The sequence below is a fragment of the Micromonospora polyrhachis genome (genome assembly GCF_014203835.1).
Taxonomy (GTDB): Bacteria; Actinomycetota; Actinomycetes; order Mycobacteriales; family Micromonosporaceae; genus Micromonospora_H; species Micromonospora_H polyrhachis.
In genome coordinates, this window is sequence record NZ_JACHJW010000001.1 from 2,717,679 (window position 1) to 2,736,223 (window position 18,545).

Here is an 18,545-nt window from a genome sequence, read left to right on the forward strand (position 1 = left end):
GTCTACCAGGCTGGTGCAGCCAATCCAGCGCAGCTTCCCGCGCCGACCCAGCCCCCGGATCCGGTCGAGCCACCCGAGCCGGTCCGGCCACCCGACCCGGCCCAGCCTCCGGCACCGGAACCACCCAGCCCGCCCGGCCCCGGGCCGGCTCCCTCCCCGTTCCCGGCACCACCGAAACCGGTGCCGCCGGGGCCACCACCGCCGGGTCCGACCCCACCGGGTCCGACCCCACCGCCACCCGCGCCGGCACCGACCCCACCGCCAGCGCCCACTCCGCCTGCCCCGCCACCGGCACCGCCGTACCCGCCGGCACCGCCGGCACCCGCGCCACCCGGCCCGATGCCGGTGCCGCCCTTCCCGCCGCCACCAGCCATGGCCACCCCATCGGCGACCGCTGCCGCCTCGTCGGTCGCGGGTCCGACCGGCTACACACTGCCGCCGGTCACCGCGCCAGGCACTAGTTCCTCGGTCAGTGTCACATCCTCGGCGGACCTGTTCCCGTCAGCACCGTTCCCGTCGCCGTCAGTGCCGTCAGCACCGTTCCCGTCGCCGTCAGTTCCGGCTTCGTCGACGACAGCGGTGCTGCCGACGCCATACGGTCAGCTCTCCACGCCACCGGGCAACGCGCCGGTGGTGCCCCGTCAACCAACACCGGGACGGGTGTACGGAAGTCCGGACGGCAGCGCTCCCGCCGAGATGACGGTGGCCCTCCCCCTCCGAGATCCATCGGAGACCACAGGCTCGCTGACCGGCCACATCCTCGCCCAGGGCTGGGCCGACACGCCGGACTCGGCGGGTAGCACCGCCAAGGTGATGATCATGCTGCTGGTGGGCCTCGGCATCGTCGTCGTGATCGGTTTGGTTCTCGCCATCACCGCCGGCGACGCCATCAGCAGCGTTTTCAACGGAATCCTGGGCGGCTGAAGTCAGCTACGACTGTTATGCACGACACTGTCAAGGGTGAGCCTGCCCACTGGGAGTGTCGTGCGGGTGGCGACTGCGCCGGACACCCGTACACTTGCGGTAATCACTGACCTGGCGTGCCCACCGCACGCCCTTGGGCGATCTTGCGGGCGATTCAGCGGCGGAGTTTGCGTGCCGTGGCGGGCCATCGCGAAGATGCGCCCCGCTTGAGAGGTTTTTCTTGACGTCCTTCGCTGACCCCAGCACGTTCCCGTCCGTCCTCGACGCCCCGGTCGACGAGACCGAGTCGACCACCACCCCCGCTGCGACGCCGGAGGTCGCGGCCCCCACCTTCATCTCTCTCGGTCTGCCCAAGGACCTCGTCCGGGCACTCAACCGGGAAGGCATCACCACCCCGTTCCCGATCCAGCAGGCCACCGTGCCGGACGCGCTGGCCGGACGGGACGTACTAGGCCGTGGCCAGACGGGCTCCGGCAAGACCCTGGCCTTCGGGCTGCCCATGCTCGCCCGCATGGCGGCCGGCGGTCGGGCCCGGCCGCTGCACCCTCGGGCCCTCGTCCTGGTGCCGACGCGGGAACTCGCCATGCAGGTCAACGACGCCCTCATGCCGTTGGGCAAGTCGGTCGGTGTGTTCCTCAAGACGGCGGTCGGCGGCGTGCCGTACGACCGGCAGATCGACTCGCTGCGTCGCGGTGTCGAGATCATCGTGGCCACCCCGGGTCGCCTCGGCGACCTGATCTCGCGGGGCGTCTGCAACCTCGACGACATCGAGGTCACCGTCCTGGACGAGGCCGACCAGATGGCCGACATGGGCTTCCTGCCCGACGTCACCGAGTTGCTGGCCAAGACGCCGGCCGGCGCGCAGCGGCTGCTCTTCTCGGCGACTCTCGACGGTGACGTGGACACGCTGGTCAAGCGGTTCATGACCGATCCGGTCACCCACTCGACCGCCCCGCCGACCGCCGCTGTGTCCACCATGGACCACCACCTGCTGCTGATCCCGCCGCACGACAAGTTCGCGGTTGCCGCGTCCATCGCCGCCCGGCAGGGTCGCACCATGATGTTCGCGCGGACCCAGATGGGCGTCGACCGGTTGGTCGAACAGTTCGCCGCGGTCGGCGTACGCGCCGGTGCGTTGCACGGCGGCAAGACCCAGCGGGTACGCACCCGTACCCTCGCCGAGTTCAAAGAGGGGCGGATGAACGTCCTGGTCGCCACAGACGTGGCCGCCCGGGGCATTCACGTCGACGGGGTGTCCCTCGTCGTACACGTCGACCCGCCGAAGGACCCGAAGGACTACCTGCACCGCGCGGGTCGTACCGCCCGGGCCGGCGAGTCGGGTGCGGTGGCCACCCTGGTCCTGCCCAAGCAGCGCCGTACGACGTTGGCGATGCTGGAGAAGGCCGGTGTCGAGCCGGCCCAGACCCGGGTCCGGTCTGGTGACGCCGCCCTGACCGAGCTGACCGGAGCGCAGGAACCCAGCGGTGTCCCGGTGGTCGACGAACCGGCACCGCCACGCCGTGGGGAACGCCGACACGGGGACCGCCCACGGGGTGAACGCCGGTTCGGTGACCGCCCCACCGGCGGACGCCGCTTCGAGGACCGCCCGCAGGGCGAACGCCGATTCGGTGACCGCCCGCAAGGCGAACGCCGGTTCGGTGACCGCCCCACCGGCGAACGCCGCTTCGAGGACCGCCCGCAGGGCGAACGCCGATTCGGCGATCGGGACCGGGCTGACCGGGGCGAGCGCCGCTCCGGTGACGGAAACTTTGGCGAACGGCGTGGCAGCCGGCCGGGTGGTGGCTGGCACTCGGGAGATCGCCAGGGCGGGTACCGCCACGAGGGTCGCGCCCGGGACCACCGGGACGAGCGCCCACGCGATGACCGTTCCTGGGCTGACCGGCCCCGCGACGAGCGGGCCGCCACCGGCGAGCGACGGTTCTCCGGGCGCCGCCCGACGCGTACCCACTGATCGTCAGCACCGACACGAGCGCCGTTGTCGCGGAGAGGTGGGACCGAACGGTCCACCGATTCCCGGCAACGGCGTTCTCGTCGTACGGTTGGCGCGCCAGCAGAGCTCACGGAGGGTAACCTCCGCTCATGCCGACCATGCCGAAGTCAGTCTTCTGGTCCCGGATCGACACCGCCGGCAGCGACCATGCGCTGTTCGACGACCGGCGCGGCCTCAGTGCGCGGGGTGTCGGATTGTCCGTCGACCCACTGCCCTACACCTGCCGGTACGAGTTGGTCACCGACGAGACCTGGAGCCCCACCCGGCTGGAGGTGAGCGTCGAGGGCGCCGGCTGGCTCCGTACGCTCCGGCTGGAGCGGGCCGCCGGCCAGTGGCGGGCGAGCACCGCGGAACAGGGCGACCTGGCCGCCGCACTCCGCGCGATCGGCCGCCCGGACGCTGGGCTGCCGGGCACGGAGGACCCTGACCAGTTCGGCGACGCGATCGACGTCGACCTTGGAAACGCCCCGCTGTTCAACACCCTGCCGGTACGTCGGCTCGGTCTGCTCGACGCCGAACCGGGTACGGCGTACCGGCTCACCGTCGTCTGGGTGCAGGTGCCGAGCCTGGTGGTGATCCCGGCCGAGCAGGTCTATACAGCCCTCGGATCGGGCCGGGTACGGTTCGCCAGCGAGGGCTTCACCGCGGACCTGCAACTCGATGCCAACGGCTACGTCGAGCACTATCCGGGGCTGGCCGAGCGCCGCGAGCCAGCGGCACGTTAGACACGCCCTCCTGCGTCAGGAAGGGCCCCTTCCCAAGGTCGAGGGCGATGAGAAGAGGCGCTCCTTCCCTGTCTCAGAGTGGCCAGGTGCCGGTGGCCAGGAACCGCTCGATGGTGGCCAGGTGTGGGGCAAGGTCCAGGCCCTGCCCGGCCACCCACTCGTCGGCGTAGTAGGTGTCGGTGTAGCGCTCGCCGCCGTCGCAGAGCAGGGTCACCACCGAGCCGGTCTCCCCGGCTGCCCGCATCCGGGCGATGATGCCGAAGGCCCCCCACAGGTTGGTGCCGGTCGAACCCCCCACCCGTCGCCCCAGTACGTCTGAGGCCGCCCGCATGGCGGCCAGGGACGCCGCATCCGGGACCTGGCACATCCGGTCCACCACGGCCGGCTGGAAGGACGGTTCGACCGTGGGCCGGCCGATCCCCTCGATCCGCGATCCCTGGCCGGTCGACGTGGACCAGTCGCCGTCGCGCCAGGCCGGATAGAAGGCGGAGTTCTCCGGGTCGACCACGCACAGCTTCGTTGGCAGCCGCTGGTAACGGGCGTACCGGCCGATGGTGGCGCTGGTGCCTCCGGTCCCCGCGCCGACGACGATCCAGGACGGGACAGGGTACCGTTCGAGCGCCATCTGGGTGTAGATCGACTCGGCGATGTTGTTGTTGCCCCGCCAGTCGGTGGCGCGCTCGGCGTAGGTGAACTGGTCCATGAAGTGCCCGCCCCGGTCCTCGGCGAGCCAACGGGCCTCGATCACGACCTTGGCGGGGTCGTCGACCAGATGGCACTGGCCGCCCTGGAACTCGATCAGAGCGATCTTCTCCCCCGAGGTGGAGGCGGGCATGACGGCGATGAACGGGAGCCCGAGCATCCGGGCGAAGTACGCCTCGGAGACGGCCGTCGACCCGGACGACGCCTCCACGATCGTGGTGCGGGGGCCGATCCAGCCGTTGCAGAGGCCGTACAGGAACAGGGACCGGGCCAATCGGTGCTTGAGTGAGCCGGTGGGGTGCACCGACTCGTCCTTGAGGTAGAGGTCGACCCCCCAGTCGCGGGGCAACGGAAAGGGCAGCAGGTGGGTGTCGGCCGACCGGTTGGCGTCCGCCTCCACCTGGGCGATCGCATCAATCGTCCAGGCGCGGTCAGCATCGTTACACCGGTCCAGAGGTTTCATGTCGCGACCGTAACAAGTTTCCGTGCCTCCGCAGCAGCCCGACCGGCAGCCCGACCGGCAGCCCGACCGGCAGCCCGACCGGCAGCCCGACCGGGCTGACACATGCGGTCCACGGCGAGCCGGTCCCGCCGGCCTGTCGGATCCGGCTTCAGGAGGGGGTGATGGGCTGTGGCCGGTTCTCCCACTTGGTGGAGAGCGCAATCGCGGTACGTGTCGACGCCACGCCGGCCGTCCGATTCAGTCGTACGATCAGCAACTCCAACTCGGCGATGGTGCCGACCCTGGCCTTGAGTAGGAAGGATTCCACGCCGGCCATGAAGTAGCAGGACTCGATCTCGGGCATGGCGCGGATGGTTTCGAGCACGTCGTCGGTATCGCCACCGGAGTCCTGGACGATGCCGATCAGGGCGGTGACACCCAACCCGACCGCTTCTGGCTCCACGTCGGCCCGATAGCCGCGAATCACGCCACCGGCTTCCAACTTGCCGACCCGCTCGTGCACGGCCGGGGCGGAGAGGCTGACCTGTCGGGCCAGCTCGGCGTAGGAGAGCCGGGCGTTGCCACGCAGCAACTCCACAAGCCTCAGATCGATGGCATCCACGGAGTGTGACCCTAACCGGGCGGATGAGCCGTCCTGCGGGCGGTAAAACCTTGCCTGGCGACAAAGAGATTAAATAACGCAAATCGTAGCAGCCCAACCCCCCAAAAAGTGCGTTTTCGCGTTTGCCGGACACGCCACTCTCACGATGCTGTAATTGCCATACGTCCCTTACGAGGTCTCTGGCAGCCACCTGTCCGGGGGACGGTCCTACCTACCAGTCCGGAGGCTTCGGCGACGCGAGGAGGGGGCTGTGGACACTGGAGATCGTCTACTGACACCGGGCGAAGTTGCTGCCCTGTTCCGGGTCGACCCGAAGACCGTCACACGGTGGGCCGCCGCCGGTCGTATCGGCAGTATCCGCACTCCCGGTGGCCATCGTCGGTTCCGAGAGTCAGAGGTACGCGCCCTGCTGGAAGGCGAGGGCATGCTCGACGAGATCGACGAGAGCGCGGTCAACCGTCCTACCGGCACCAGCCCGGCCACCCCGGCCGGTCCCGGTGCAGCCACTCCAGCCGGCCCTGGCTACACCCCCGGTGCCGGCACCACCAGTCCCGCCGGGATGTACTGATCCCAGGACCGGCGTGGTCAGCGGTCACGGTCGGGCGCGGACCACACCGGACTCGTGGGCCGCGCCCAGCTCGCCCGACCAGCGCCGAAAGAGCGAGTGCGGTACGCCGAGCGCGTCGAGCACCTTGCCCGCGACGAAGTCGACCAACTGTTGGGCCGAGGCACCGGCCCCCGCACCATAGAAGCCGGGACTGGCGGGTAGCACCACCGCTCCCGCGTCGTGCAGCGCAAGCAGGTGCTCCAGATGACTACGGGTCACCGGGGTCTCCCTCGGCACCACCACCACCGGGCGACGTTCCTTCAGGTTGACCTCGGCGGCGCGCTGCAACAGATCCTTGGACAGGCCGATGGCGATGCCGGCACAGGCCGCCGTACTCGCCGGCACCACCGCCATCCCCTTGACCGGATACGATCCGCTACTCGGTCCGGCGGCCAGATCACCGGCCGGCCAGTACGTCACGTCACCGTCGCCAACGTTCCGTCCCAGCCAGGCGGTCAGGTCGTCCTGCCAGTGCCCGTCACGGAACGCCCTACCCGTCTCGTCCAGGATCGTCAGCCGGGCCGCCCGGGACACCACCAGGTCGACCGCCTCACCCGCGTCGAGCAGTCCATTGATCGTCGCCGCCGCGTACGGCGTACCTGACGCGCCGGAAACCCCGACCACCCACGGCCTTCGCATGCCCCAAGCTTCCCCTGTCCGCGGGGCTGTCGCCCAGCCACCCCTGGGATACTGTCAACCTCCTTTCCAACACCCCGGTGGAGGCGATCGGCGTGGACCATGCCGGCCTACTGGCGGTGCGATCGCACTGCCCGATACCGTCGCGTATCTCGCCCCACGCCGCAGCCGTGCAGGGCTGGCTCGACGACTGGCTCTGCCACTTCGACCTACCGGCCGACACCCCGAACCTGGACCTCGACCGGCTCCGCCGCGGCAACATCGCCTACTACGCGAGCCGGCTCTACCCGGACGCCAACCCAACCGACCTGCGTACCATCGCCGCCCTCTTCACCTGGTTCTTCCTGCTCGACGACGCCTGCGACGGCCCGCCCGGGGAGGCAGCACCGGACGTACGGGGAGTGCGGGCCGGAGTCCTGCACGTGTTACGGCCCGGTCCCCGCCATCAGCACCCGGCCTTCGCCGGCCTGCTACGGCAGATGCTGGTCCGGGTGTGGCGGACGCTGCGGGCACGGACGGGCTCGACGTGGCGATCCCGCTTCCTCGACGCGGTCCGGCACCATCTCGACGGGATCCTCGTGGAGGCGGACAACAAGGCCAAGCAGCGGCGCCCTTCCGTGACCGAGTACATCCACCTGCGGCGCGCGACGTCCGCGGCGTACGTGTCGTACACCCTGGTCGAGCTCACCACGGGCACGCCACTGCCGGTGGCGGTCCATCACCATCCGCTGATCCAGGAGATCACCACTACCGGTAACGACCTGCTTTCCTGGTTCAACGACCTGTTGTCGCTGGACCGGGACACCATCACCTCGGGCGGGCACAACCTGGTGCTGGCGGTCGCCCGGGAGAGTCACGTACCGGTCGAGTTGGCCAACGCGCTGGTGGTCCGCCGATGGCAGGAGACGATGGACCGGTTTACCGAGCTGGTGTCGGCCGTGCCCTCCTTCGGTCCCAGGATCGACCGGCCGCTGCGCCACTACCTCGACTCGGTGGCTGGTTCGATCCGGGGCACGATCGACTGGTCGTGGGAGAGTCAGCGGTACGTCAGCCCCGGCGGCTAGCTGGTCAGCCAGTCAGCCGGTAGATGCTCACCTGCTCCCTCCGGTCCACCAGTTCGTAGCCGAGCGCCGGCAACTGCCGTATCGCCGCTAGTTGCTGTTCGACCGGCGCGATTCCCGGCTCGGGGGGATCTACGACCGCCACCCAGTTCGGCCGCAACTGCGGATTGGGGTACGTGGGAAAGATGTGAACCGTCGTCCGGGTGGTGAGCTGCGGTGCCAGGGAGTTCTCGGCGGCGACGGTCGCTGCGTCCGGGATAGTGGCCAGGGATCCCCGCTCCGCCGACGACAGTACAGGTCGCCAGGTCGCGCCTTGGAAGAGTCGGCCGACAGGGGCGTTCACGGAATACAGGACGACGAATACGACACACCACGCGCCGATCACCCGGTGGAAGTGCCGGGAGCATCGCGGCAGGGCTGCCCGGACCCGGGTATGGACGTGCGGTACGGACACCGCAGCGGCGGCGAAGACGACGGGCATGAGCACGGCACTGTAGTGGTGCCCCGTTCCCCAGTAGAAGGGATTGGTTGCCCAGAACCGCCAGGCAATCGTGGGCAACGCGATGATCAGGAGTGGGGAGCGCAGCGCCAGGAAGGCCGTCGGAGCAAGCAACATCAGGATGGTCTCGGTCTTCTCGACGGGCATGAGGAACCGGACCAGCGGGTTCCCCGTTGCCCCGGATGCCTGCCCCAGGTAGGTGTTCTGGCCGTACGCGTTGAAGTGTGGGATCAGTACCAGCACCGTCAGGCAGCAGGCGGCCACCCCGCCGAGCGCCAGCAGTACGCCTGTCCTCCTCGGCCCGCGCAGCGCGATGTACAGACCGATCGCGGCCACCGTGAGCCCGAGGTCTTCCTTGACGAGGAGCAGCGGAAGGGCGTAGACGACGGCCGCCCGCCACTCCTGCCGGCACAGCCGTTCCACGCAGAAGGCCACGAAGACCACCGCCAGGCACGCCTCGTGGAAGTCGAAGACCACCGCGCTCTGTATTCCCCAGGACAGCGCGTAGGCCGCACCGAGGATGCCCCCGAGGCCGACCCCGCTGGCGCGGATGGCCAGCCGGGTGATCGGTACGACCGACAGGGCGAACGCCGCAGCCTGGACGGTGAGCAGCGTGACCGGGCTCGGAAAGAGAAGATAGACCGGGCCGAGAGCCGCCAGTATCGGGCTGAAGTGGTCGCCCAGGATGTTGACGCCCGGTCCTTTGAGCGCGCTGACCGGGGTGTCGAAATGCGCGTAGTTCCGGACCACCTGTTCGAAGATCCCGAGGTCGTATCCGGTCGTACGCCCGGTCAGGTGGCGTACGACGGACAGCACCTCGTAGAGGACGAAGGCGATTCCGGCCAACAGATACGGCAGTGCCCGGCGGCTGGCCAGCCGTTGCCACGGTGTACCGGACCGGGACTGTTCCGATGGGGTGTCGACGTCGGACTGTTTCGGTATATCAGGCCAGGGTCGGACCGGCGTGTCCGTGCTCGTGCCCGAATCCCGCTCGTCGTGGCGCATCGACACATCTTCACAGCGCAATATTGAGGGTGGCGGTTACGCCACGCCACAATCGCTCGGTCGGCCCGGCAGCCCGCTGTGCGCGGGTCCGACGCTCGGCAGGTGGGTCGGCCAGGGCGTTGACAGCCCCGTCGGCGTCAGCGGCTCCGGTCGGCCAGGGCGTTGACAGCCCCGTCGGCGTCAGCGGCTCCGGTCGGCCAGGGCGTTGAGCAGTCCGGCCGCCTCCCGGGCACCGGCGACCGTCACCACGATCGACCGGCCGCCGGAGCGCTCGACCAGCAGCCCCTTCCCGGCGCATACCACGATGCCGACCCGGCCCGCCCGGCCGACCCGCCAGCCCCAGCCACCGAAGTCCCGCGTCGGGTGCACCTCGATGACGTCGGCTCGGACCACCTCGTCGAGTGGTACGCGGGTGCGCGGCCAGCCGAGCGCGGAGCGTACGACCAGGCCGGTCCGGTCGACCCGCACCACGAACGAGAACGTGGCAGCGACCAGGGCGAGCACCAGGGCTGGGATGGCCAGCAGCACCCAGACCTGGGTGAACAGGGCCGGGAGAATGGTCAGCACCGCCGTTCCGATCCCGATCGCGATGCCCGGACCTGCCTCGGCCCGACCGATCCAGACGGCCCGCTCGTCCGCTCCCAGCGGGACGCGGGGCGCGGCGGCGTCGACCGGTTCGATGGCGGGCTGTCGCGGGTCCCCCGGGACCAACCCACCGACGGCGATGGCCGGCAGCAGTGGACCGACGAGTGCCAACAGGAGTACCCAGCCCATGTTCCCGGCCATGTTGGTCTCCGGCGCAGCCCGCTGAACGTACAGCGTGCCGAGCATGAGCACCGAGGAGAAGAGCGCGCCCCAGATGGTGGTGGCTGCCCCGATCCGGCGGGTGGTCGAGGAGTGGCCCAGCAGTGCGGTGACCACGCCGAAGCTCAGCACCAGGGCGACGCCGAGGCTGGCCATTTCCCACACCAACGCCTCCGGGGAGGCGAATCGATCAGCGGTGCCGTTGCGCCCCCAGTGCGTGGCCACCAGGTCCGGAAGGTCGTCGCGCCAGGAGCGGGCGACCAGGGTGGCCACGGCCACCACCGCCAGACCGGCAACGATGGTCCAGCCGGCGGTACGGCGACGTATCCGCACCGCGCGGGGGTCGTGTTCGAGAACTGGGCTCATGCGGAGAACGCCTCCTTCAGCAGTGCGGCCGTCGCCTGAGGGGTGAGGTGTAGCGCCCGGGCCTCCCGTACGACGGCTTCGATGGCGGCCAGCAGTGCGCTGTGGTCGGCACCTGCTCGCCCGGTGACGACCGCGCCCCGACCTCGACGCAGCTCGATCACACCCTCGTCCCGTAGTGCCTGGTAGGCGTGCAGGACGGTGTGCACGTTGAGCTGCAACGACTCGGCCAGGTCCCGGGCCGCCGGCAGTCGCTCACCGACCTGGAGGGCACCTTGGGCGATAGCCAGGTGTACCTGGGTGACGAGTTGACTGAACAGCGGCTCGGTGGCCGTCGGGTCGATGCGGAACATCACCCAGCCAATATAGTTGTTATAGCCATACCATAACAATGATGGTGGTAGTCGTAGGCAGACTTTGTGACGAAGCTGCCGGTGGCCCCGACCGTGGGGTCAGGGCCACCGGGGCGAAATCCGGCCGGCGACTCCTCAGCCGTACAGGCGCTCCTCAGCCGCGCAGGCCGAGCCGGAACACCAGGTCGAGCAGGGCAAAGACGAACAGCGCGATACCGACGAACCCGTTGGCGGTGAAGAACGCCCGGTTGACCCGAGACAGGTCGGTCGGAGTCACCACCACATGCTGGTAGCCGAAGGCGGCCGCGGTCAGCACCAGGCCGATCCACCACGGCCAGCCGTAACCGACCAGCTGACCGAACCAGATGAACAGGGCGAAGGTCACCACGTGCGCCACGGTCGAGGCGTGCAGGGCGAAGCGCAGGCCGTACCGGGCCGGGACGCTGTGCACCCCGATCCTCCGGTCGACCTCGACATCCTGGCAGGCATAGATGAGGTCGAAGCCACCGATCCACAGCCCGACCGCCACCCCCAGCAGCCAGGCCGGGCCGGAGCCGGCGAGCGTGCCGGTGACCGCCAGCCAGGCGCCGACCGGGCCGACCGCCTGCGCCACCGCCAGGATCGCGTGCGGCCAGTTGGTGAACCGCTTGCCGTACGGGTAGAGCACCAACGGCACCACGGCCAGCGGGGCGAGTATCAGGCAGAGCGGGTTGAGCAGCGCCGCCGCGCCGAGGAAGACCACCAGCGCGACGCCCGCGCCGGTCCAGGCGGTACGGACACTCACCGCCCCGGTGACCAACTCCCGGTTGACCGTACGCGGATTGCGCGCGTCGATCTCCCGGTCGATGATCCGGTTCGCCGCCATGGCGAAGGTACGCGCACCGACCATGGCGACGGTGATGAGCAGCAGGTCGAGCCAGCGCACCCGGCCCCCGTCCACCTGCATCGCGGTCAACGCCGACAGGTAGGCGAACGGCAACGCGAAGACCGAGTGCTCGATGGCGACCAGACGCAGGAACGCCTTCACCCGGCCCGACTGCTGCTCCGGCTCGACCGCGACCATCAGATCCCGTACTCCTTCCAGCGCTTGTCCACCAGGCTGGCGACCTCCGGCGACATCCTCATCTCCTCCGGCCAGCCCCGGGTGTAGCCCTCGGTGGGCAGTTTGCGGGTCGCGTCCACACCCAGCTTGCCGCCCCAGAACTGCTGGTACGACGCGTGGTCCAGGTGGTCGACCGGCCCTTCGGTGACCAGGATGTCCCGGCTGTAGTCGACGTTGCCGAAGGCGCGGAAGGCCACCTCGTTGTAGTCGTGCACGTCGCAGTCCTCGTCGACGACCACGATCAGCTTGGTCAGCGACATCATGTGCGCGCCCCAGATCGCGTTCATCACCTTCTGCGCATGCTTGGGGTAGCGCTTCCGGATGGAGACGATCGCGCAGTTGTGGAAGACCCCGGCCGCCGGCAGGTCGTAGTCGACGATGTCGGGAATCAGGAACCGCAGCAGCGGCGCGAAGATCCGCTCGGTGGCCTTGCCCAGGCCGTGGTCCTCCTGCGGCGGCTGCGAGGTGACGATCGAGTGGTAGACCGGGTCACGCTGCATGGTCATGCACTCGATGTGCAGCACCGGGAACGGTTCGACGGGGGTGTAGAACCCGGTGTGGTCACCGAACGGCCCCTCCGGCAGCCGCTCCCCCGGCTCCAGGTAGCCCTCCAGCACGATCTGCGCGTGTGCCGGCACCTGCAACGGCACGGTCAGGCAGTCGACCATCTCCACCCGTTCACCGGCCAGGAAGCCTGCGAACAGGTATTCGTCGATGTCGGCCGGCAGCGGCGCACTCGCCGCGTAGGCGACCGCCGGGTCGCAGCCGATGGCGATGGCCACCGGCAGTCGCTGGCCGAGCCGTTCGGCGACCGCGTGGTGCGCGGTGGAGTTCTTGTGGATCTGCCAGTGCATCCCGAGCGTGTTGTGCGAGTGCTGCTGCAACCGGTAGAGCCCCAGGTTGCGCTTGCCCGTCTCCGGATGCTTGGTGTGGGTCAGCCCGAAGTTGTGGAAGATCCCGCCGTCACCGGGCCAGACCTGAAGCCCGGGCAACCGGTTCAGGTCCACGTCTTCGCCCCGGTAGACCACCTGCTGACAGGGCGCGGTCTTGACCTTCTTCGGCGGCATCGAGGTGAGCTGCTTGATCTTGCCGAGGCCGTCCATCATCCCGGAGAGGCCGACCGGCAGTTCCGGCTTGAGCATGTTGCCGATCCGCGCGCCGATCTCGTCCAGCGACTCGACCCCGAGGGCCATCGCCATCCGCTTCTCGGTGCCGAACAGGTTGATCGCCACCGGCATCTCGCCCCGGGTGGGCCGCTCGAAGAGCAACGCCGGACCATCGGCCCGGACCGTACGGGTCACGACCTCGCTGATCTCCAACGTCGGGTCGACCGGCACGCTGACGCGCCGCAGCTCGCCCGCGCGCTCCAGCGCCGCGAGGAAGTCCTTCAAATCGGTGTACGGGAAGCCACGTGCCGCCATGCTGCAAGTCTCCCCCACCCCGACGGCGGCCGACCCGGCCGGGTGGGTGATGTCGACGGCATCGCGTGCGTTACGCCACACCGACGGCTCAGCGGAGCCGGAACGTCGGTGCCGGGTGGCAGCATGCCCGGTCCGTTGCCGAGAAACCCAGGAGTCAGAAATGTCGCGTCGCACGTCCGTGTCGTTGAACGTTGTCGAACGAGGGGCGGGCATCCCGGTACTGGCGCTACACGGATGGACCCCCGACCACCGGCTGATGCTCGGCTGCCTCGAACCGATCTTCGCCAACCGCCCGGGCTACCGGCGGCTCTACCCGGACCTGCCGGGCATGGGCGTCTCCCCAGGCCCGGCAGAGATCGCCAGCTCCGACGACGTGCTCGACACCGTGCGTGACCTGATCGACGAGCTGATCGGTGACACGGCGTTCCTGCTCGTCGGCGAGTCCTACGGCGGCTACCTCGCCCGCGCCCTGGCCCGGCGCTACCCCGACCAGGCACTCGGCCTGGCGCTGATCTGCCCCGTCGGCACCGTGTTGGATCGGACCAGGCGCCGGGTGCCACAGCAGCAGGTGTTGCGTCCCGATCCCGACCTGCTCGCCGCCACCGATGCTCAGGTCGCCGCCGAGTTCGCGGACATCGCCGTCGTGCAGACCCCGGAGACGCTGCGCCGGTTCCGCGACGAGGTCCTGGCCGGCCTCGACCTCGCCGACATCGCGGCGATGGACCGCATCCAACGGCAATGGACCCTCCGTGAGGATCCGGAGGGCGGCACGCCCTTCACCCGGCCGACCCTGATCCTCACCGGGCGGCAGGACCACGCCACTGGCTATCTCGACCAGTTCGCCCTGCTGCCGCACTACCCGCGCGCGACGTTCGCGGTGCTCGACGTCGCCGGGCACAACCTCCAGATCGAGCAGCCCGCCCTGTTCGACGCGCTGGTCGGCGAGTGGCTCGACCGGGTGGCAGCCGAACACTGAGCGGCCGGCGCCGTGTTCTTCCTCGTGGCCCGACGTCAGCGAGTCGTACTCGTCGCCGGCGAGGACGAGAAGATGGGCGTCTGAGCGGAGGTTCACTGACATACGCGATGGCCGCAGGGCTTGCCCTGCGGCCATCGCTTGTTATGTACCGGCTGCGCTACTCGACGCTGGCGTAGGAGTGCAGGCTGTCGCTGGAGAAGAAGTTCACGCCGAAGAGGTTGACCAGCATGGTCAGGAAGCCGATGATCGCGATCCAGGTCGCCACCGACCGCTTGACGCTCGGGGTGGCCCGGGCGTGCAGGTAGCCGGCGTAGACCACCCAGGAGATGAAGGCCCAGATCTCCTTCGGGTCCCAACCCCAGTAGCGGCCCCAGGCCGCCTCCGCCCAGATCGCCCCGGCGATCACCGCGAAGGTCCAGATCGGGAACGAGAAGGCGTGCAGCCGGAAGGTCAACCGCTCCAACTCGGCGGCGGCCGGCACCCGACGCCCGAGGGTGTACGGGAAGCTGCGCTTGCCCTGCTCGTAGCCGGACCGGATCAGGTACATCGTGGCCGGCACGGCACCCAGCACGAAGATCCCGGACGAGATGGTGATCGTCGAGATGTGGATGATGAACCAGTAGGAGTTGAGCGCCGGGACCAACGGCACGACCGGGGTGTAGAGCACCAGGCCGGCCAGGCCGAGCAACAGGACCATGACCAGCGCGACGAACAGGCCCAGGTGCCGGATCGTCGGGTGGCGGTACAACATGAACAGCCACGCGACCACACCGACGAAGGTGCCGGTCAGCACGAACTCGTACATGTTGCCCCAGGGCATCCGATCGGCGGCGATTCCCCGGGTGACGAGCACCGCCAGGTGCACCAGCGCCGCGACGGCGGTGACCACCACCGCCGCCCGGCCGAGGAGTACGTCCCGGCCCTTCTTCGTCGGCGGGGAGTCCGTGCCGGCGCTCTTCGGGTCGCCCTCGCCGGTCTTCACCCCGCCGTCACCGGTACGGGCACCGACCCCGACCAGTTCCCGGGCCGGCCGGATGGCAGCACGCCCGAGGGCGCTTCGGTTACCGAAGGCGTACTCGGCGGCATGGCAGATCATCGCGACCAGATAAGCCATGATCGCGACCACCAACAGCTGGTCGGAGAGTGCCGCCATCACTCGGTCCCTTCTCGCACCCGGACTCCGCGTTCCACCTCGGCGACGAGTTGCTCGAACTCGTCGGCGAAACCGGAGTAGTCGGTGCGCGGCAGCCCACCGGCCTCAATCAAGCTACTACCGCTCGTCGTGGACTCAGCAGTGGGGGCCGAGATCGGGACCTTCGGCCCCCCATCCGGGGCCGAACCGGCCGTTGCGGCAGCCGGCGTCACCCGGAACCAGACCCGCCGCCGTCGACCGGTGAGCGACAGCATCAGACCGACGAGCATCAGCCCGGAACTCACCAGCACGATCAGCTCGCCCGGGTCGTGCCGTACGGAGATCGTCACGAACTGTCGGGTGCCCAGGAACTCCACCGTCGTACCGTCGTCGAGCGTCCACTTCTCGCCGAGCCGCAGCAGCTTGGCCTCACCCACCTGCTTGAGCTTGCCGGTCCGCACCTGCCGCTGGTCGAGCTTGTAGACCGAACCCGGGATACCCGCCTCCAGGCCCAGGTTGCCCCGATAGGCGAAGAGCATCAGCGCGGGCGAGCGCTCAGCCGGATACTGCGAACGGGTGAATGGTGCGGACTCCGGGGCGGTTGGCAGGTACAGCCCCTCGAACGCGACCTGCAGGTCGAGGTTCCGCTCGCCGGTGGGCGTCAGGTTGACGTCCGGGAAGAGCGCCACTCCTTCGCTGGTCATGTTCCCGTCGATGTTGAGAAACGGGTCGATGTTGGTCTGGGACTGCCCGTTGCGGTCGGTGTACCGGATGATCGGGGCATAGCCGTGGCCCAGCAGGTAGGCGTTGGCACCGTCGAGGCGCAGTGGCGAGTTGACCGAGAAGGTCTCGCTCCGCGTGGCACCGCCATCCTCGTCGACATTCACCGTCGCCCGGTAGGACTCCGGCTGCCCGCTCTCCAGGAACGTCGCCTGGAAGTCGGTCAACTCCAGGCAGAACGGCGGCAGGTCCGCCGCGTCCACCCGTGGCCCGAGGCCGGTCTCGGCGTACTGCTGGAGGGTGTTGCAGAAGGTCTTGTCCGAGCCGGCGACCAGCAACCGGTTGCCGTGCCAGCCGTACCAGGAGCCGTAGCCGACCCCGACCAGGACGACCACCAGCGACAGGTGGAAGAGCAGGTTGCCGGTCTCCTTGAGGTGCCCCTTCTCGGCGGAGACCGTGTCGTCCCGGACCACCACCCGCCAGCGGCGCTGGCGCAGCATGGCGGCGATCGCCTGGGCCGTACCAGCCCGGCCGGTGCCAGCGCCGGTAGTGCCGTCGTCTTCGGCGACGGCGTCTTCGATGGTCAGGACGGTGTGCTGCGGTAGCCGGTCCAGCCGCTTGGGCGCTGCGGGCGGCGCGGTCCGGATGGCCCGGATGTGGTCACGCAACCGGGGCAGGATGCAGCCGACCAGTGAGGTGAACAGCAGCAGGTAGATCGCGGAGAACCAGATCGAGGCGTACACCTCGAAGGCACCGAGCCGGTCCAGCACCGGGGCGAGCTTGGGGTGCTCGACGAAGTACGCGTCGACGCGTTCCCGGTTGACGCCCCGCTGCGGCAGCACCGAGCCGGGGATGGCGGCGACGGCGAGCAGGAAGAGCAGCACCAGCGCGGTACGCATGCTGGTGAGCTGCCGCCACGAGTTACGCAGCAGGGCCAGTAGCCGGTTCGGCCGGCGAGAGGACGGCGGTTTCGGATCCGCAGCCCGGTCCGCGACGGCAGTCATCAGATGCTTACCTCTCCGACGCCGAACCTGGTCTGCAGCCAGATGACGAAGTCCAACCAGGCTCCGGTGACCAGGGCGATCCCGACGAGGATCAGCAGTGCGCCCCCGGCCCGGGTGACCCATCGACTGTTGCGCCGAATCGCCTTGAAGAGCCCGAGCAGCCGCCGGAAGCCCAGCCCGAAGATGACGAACGGCAGTCCGAGACCGAGGCAGTACGCGACGGCGAGCACCACGGCCCGGTCGGTCTTTCCGCTGGTGGCGGCGAGCCCGAGCACCGCCGTCAGGGTGGGGCCGACGCAGGGGATCCAGGAGAGCGCGAAGACCGCCCCGAAGACCGGCGCGCCGAGCAGTCCGGCGGCGGGCAGCCGGTGGATGCGCAGTTCCCGCTGCATGCCGGGCACCAACCCGAGGAAGGCCAGCCCGAGCAGGATGATCAGGACCCCGACGACGATCTCCACGGTCCGTTTGTGCTCCAGGAACACCCGACCGATGCCGGCGGCCAGGACCGCGGTGGTGGTGAACACGACGGTGAAGCCGCCGATGAACAGCAGTGTTCCGGCCAGCACCCGGCCCTTGACGGCTCGGGCACTGCGGGTGACCGTCGCGACGCCCGAAGTGTGAGAAGAGGGCCCTTCCGCTACCGAATCCGATAGCAGGCGGCCCTCCCTAACGCCGGGGCGCGCGCTGGCCGCGTCGAGGTCGCTGCCGGCCAGGCCGGTGACGTACGACAGGTAACCGGGCACCAGCGGAAGGATGCAGGGAGACAGGAAGCTCACCAGACCGGCGAGCATCGCCCCGCCGACCGCCAGCAGCAGCGGACCGTTGCGGGCCAGCTCCTCGAAGGTCGCGCCCATCAGCGCGGCCCAGCGACCGGGGGTGACTCGGCAGCGACCCGCTCGACCAGGGGTTGCAGCCCGTCCTGCCGGACCGGCTTCCGCAGGACCACCGCGATCCGCCCCTCCCGGTCCAGGATGATCGTCGCTGGGGTGCTGTTGGGAGGCGGGTCGAAGGCCAGGGCCACCCGGCTGGCCGGGTCGAACAGGCTCGGATAGGTGACTCGACCACGCTCGAAGGCGATCGCCTTCTCCCGCATGTCCTGGACGTTGACGCCGATGAACCGGACCCCGTTGGCCTTGGTCGCCTGGTAGGTCGCCTCCAGGTCCTTGGCCTCGGCCACGCAGGGCGCGCACCAGGAGCCCCAGAAGTTGACCACGACCACTTGGCCCCGGTCCTGGTTGAGGTCGTAGCGATCACCGTCGAGCAGTTCCCCGGCGGCCTTGATCGGGTCTCCCCGCTGCTCCGGGGCGCACTCGATCACGTTGGCCGTCGAGGTGTCGCAGGCGTCCTCCTGCGCACCGCCGGTGCAGCCGGCCAACGCCACCAGGGTGCTGGCCGCGAGCAGCGTGCCGAGCCAGGTGCGGGCCGGGCGTCTCATC

Annotated in this window: 19 protein-coding genes; 6 read left to right on the forward strand and 13 right to left on the reverse strand. The window is 69.5% G+C overall.

Annotated elements, in window-relative coordinates; all coding sequences use genetic code 11:
* Positions 1–2: 2 nt before the first annotated feature.
* Positions 3–374: a hypothetical protein gene (locus FHR38_RS11595; RefSeq protein WP_184534678.1), complete on the reverse strand. Its 372-nt coding sequence runs from the start codon at positions 372–374 to the stop codon at positions 3–5.
* Positions 375–579: 205 nt separating this feature from the next.
* Here FHR38_RS11595 and FHR38_RS11600 point away from each other — a divergent pair, with 205 nt between their 5' ends.
* The 3 genes from FHR38_RS11600 (at position 580) to FHR38_RS11610 (ending at position 3,660) form a co-directional block, all read left to right on the forward strand.
* A complete protein-coding gene (locus FHR38_RS11600) occupies positions 580–924 on the forward strand; it encodes a hypothetical protein (protein WP_184534679.1) in 345 nt (114 codons plus the stop codon).
* Positions 925–1,144: 220 nt separating this feature from the next.
* Positions 1,145–2,896, forward strand: a complete 1,752-nt coding sequence (locus FHR38_RS11605) for a DEAD/DEAH box helicase (RefSeq protein ID WP_184534680.1) — start codon at positions 1,145–1,147, stop codon at positions 2,894–2,896.
* A 128-nt stretch (positions 2,897–3,024) separates the two neighbouring features.
* Positions 3,025–3,660, forward strand: coding sequence for a putative glycolipid-binding domain-containing protein (locus FHR38_RS11610; RefSeq protein WP_184534681.1), 636 nt, complete (start codon positions 3,025–3,027; stop codon positions 3,658–3,660).
* 73 nt (positions 3,661–3,733) lie between these two features.
* Here FHR38_RS11610 and cds1 read toward each other — a convergent pair whose 3' ends face one another.
* Complete coding sequence (gene cds1, locus FHR38_RS11615) at positions 3,734–4,825, reverse strand: L-cysteine desulfhydrase Cds1 (RefSeq protein WP_184534682.1); 1,092 nt, start codon at positions 4,823–4,825, stop codon at positions 3,734–3,736.
* Positions 4,826–4,973: 148 nt separating this feature from the next.
* Positions 4,974–5,426, reverse strand: a complete 453-nt coding sequence (locus FHR38_RS11620) for an Lrp/AsnC family transcriptional regulator (RefSeq protein WP_184534683.1) — start codon at positions 5,424–5,426, stop codon at positions 4,974–4,976.
* A 250-nt stretch (positions 5,427–5,676) separates the two neighbouring features.
* Between FHR38_RS11620 and FHR38_RS32145 the strand changes: the two genes are divergently transcribed.
* Positions 5,677–5,994 (forward strand): BldC family transcriptional regulator, encoded by a 318-nt coding sequence (locus tag FHR38_RS32145; protein ID WP_312882052.1) that lies wholly within the window; start codon positions 5,677–5,679, stop codon positions 5,992–5,994.
* Positions 5,995–6,018: 24 nt separating this feature from the next.
* Here FHR38_RS32145 and FHR38_RS11630 read toward each other — a convergent pair whose 3' ends face one another.
* On the reverse strand, positions 6,019–6,672 hold the full coding sequence (locus FHR38_RS11630) for a UbiX family flavin prenyltransferase (protein ID WP_184534684.1): 654 nt from the start codon (positions 6,670–6,672) through the stop codon (positions 6,019–6,021).
* Positions 6,673–6,749: 77 nt separating this feature from the next.
* On the opposite strand from FHR38_RS11630, the gene FHR38_RS11635 reads away from it, so the two are divergent.
* Positions 6,750–7,733: a terpene synthase family protein gene (locus FHR38_RS11635; protein WP_312882053.1), complete on the forward strand. Its 984-nt coding sequence runs from the start codon at positions 6,750–6,752 to the stop codon at positions 7,731–7,733.
* A gap of 4 nt (positions 7,734–7,737) precedes the next feature.
* On the opposite strand, the gene FHR38_RS11640 is transcribed toward FHR38_RS11635, so the two are convergent.
* The 5 genes from FHR38_RS11640 to FHR38_RS11660 all read right to left on the reverse strand — a co-directional run bounded on the left by FHR38_RS11640 (position 7,738) and on the right by FHR38_RS11660 (position 13,277).
* Positions 7,738–9,234 carry a DUF2079 domain-containing protein gene (locus FHR38_RS11640; RefSeq protein ID WP_184534685.1) on the reverse strand — a complete coding sequence of 499 codons (1,497 nt, stop codon included), beginning with the start codon at positions 9,232–9,234 and terminating at the stop codon, positions 7,738–7,740.
* A 180-nt stretch (positions 9,235–9,414) separates the two neighbouring features.
* Entirely contained in the window at positions 9,415–10,404 is a 990-nt protein-coding gene (locus FHR38_RS11645) for a DUF1648 domain-containing protein (protein WP_184534686.1), read from the reverse strand.
* Complete coding sequence (locus FHR38_RS11650) at positions 10,401–10,754, reverse strand: GntR family transcriptional regulator (RefSeq protein WP_221449620.1); 354 nt, start codon at positions 10,752–10,754, stop codon at positions 10,401–10,403. The genes FHR38_RS11645 and FHR38_RS11650 overlap by 4 nt, the downstream gene beginning before the upstream one ends.
* Before the next feature lie 154 nt (positions 10,755–10,908).
* The gene (gene mqnP / locus FHR38_RS11655) at positions 10,909–11,817 is read right to left on the reverse strand and encodes a menaquinone biosynthesis prenyltransferase MqnP (protein ID WP_184534688.1); all 909 of its coding nucleotides are present in this window, start codon (positions 11,815–11,817) and stop codon (positions 10,909–10,911) included.
* Positions 11,817–13,277, reverse strand: a complete 1,461-nt coding sequence (locus tag FHR38_RS11660; RefSeq protein ID WP_184539551.1) for a menaquinone biosynthesis decarboxylase — start codon at positions 13,275–13,277, stop codon at positions 11,817–11,819. The genes mqnP and FHR38_RS11660 overlap by 1 nt, the downstream gene beginning before the upstream one ends.
* 160 nt (positions 13,278–13,437) lie before the next feature.
* Between FHR38_RS11660 and FHR38_RS11665 the strand changes: the two genes are divergently transcribed.
* The gene (locus FHR38_RS11665) at positions 13,438–14,253 is read left to right on the forward strand and encodes an alpha/beta fold hydrolase (RefSeq protein ID WP_184534689.1); all 816 of its coding nucleotides are present in this window, start codon (positions 13,438–13,440) and stop codon (positions 14,251–14,253) included.
* Positions 14,254–14,410: 157 nt separating this feature from the next.
* Here the strand turns inward: FHR38_RS11665 and ccsB are convergent, their stop codons facing one another.
* From ccsB to FHR38_RS11685, 4 genes are read right to left on the reverse strand one after another with little or no spacing between them, the layout of a single operon-like run.
* Positions 14,411–15,406 carry a c-type cytochrome biogenesis protein CcsB gene (ccsB, locus tag FHR38_RS11670; protein WP_184534690.1) on the reverse strand — a complete coding sequence of 332 codons (996 nt, stop codon included), beginning with the start codon at positions 15,404–15,406 and terminating at the stop codon, positions 14,411–14,413.
* Positions 15,406–17,109: a cytochrome c biogenesis protein ResB gene (locus FHR38_RS11675; protein WP_184534691.1), complete on the reverse strand. Its 1,704-nt coding sequence runs from the start codon at positions 17,107–17,109 to the stop codon at positions 15,406–15,408. The genes ccsB and FHR38_RS11675 overlap by 1 nt, the downstream gene beginning before the upstream one ends.
* On the reverse strand, positions 17,109–17,963 hold the full coding sequence (locus FHR38_RS11680; RefSeq protein ID WP_184534692.1) for a cytochrome c biogenesis CcdA family protein: 855 nt from the start codon (positions 17,961–17,963) through the stop codon (positions 17,109–17,111). Before FHR38_RS11680 ends, FHR38_RS11675 begins: the two co-directional genes overlap by 1 nt.
* Positions 17,963–18,544, reverse strand: coding sequence for a TlpA family protein disulfide reductase (locus FHR38_RS11685; RefSeq protein ID WP_184534693.1), 582 nt, complete (start codon positions 18,542–18,544; stop codon positions 17,963–17,965). The genes FHR38_RS11680 and FHR38_RS11685 overlap by 1 nt, the downstream gene beginning before the upstream one ends.
* Between the last annotated feature and the right edge of the window lies 1 nt (position 18,545).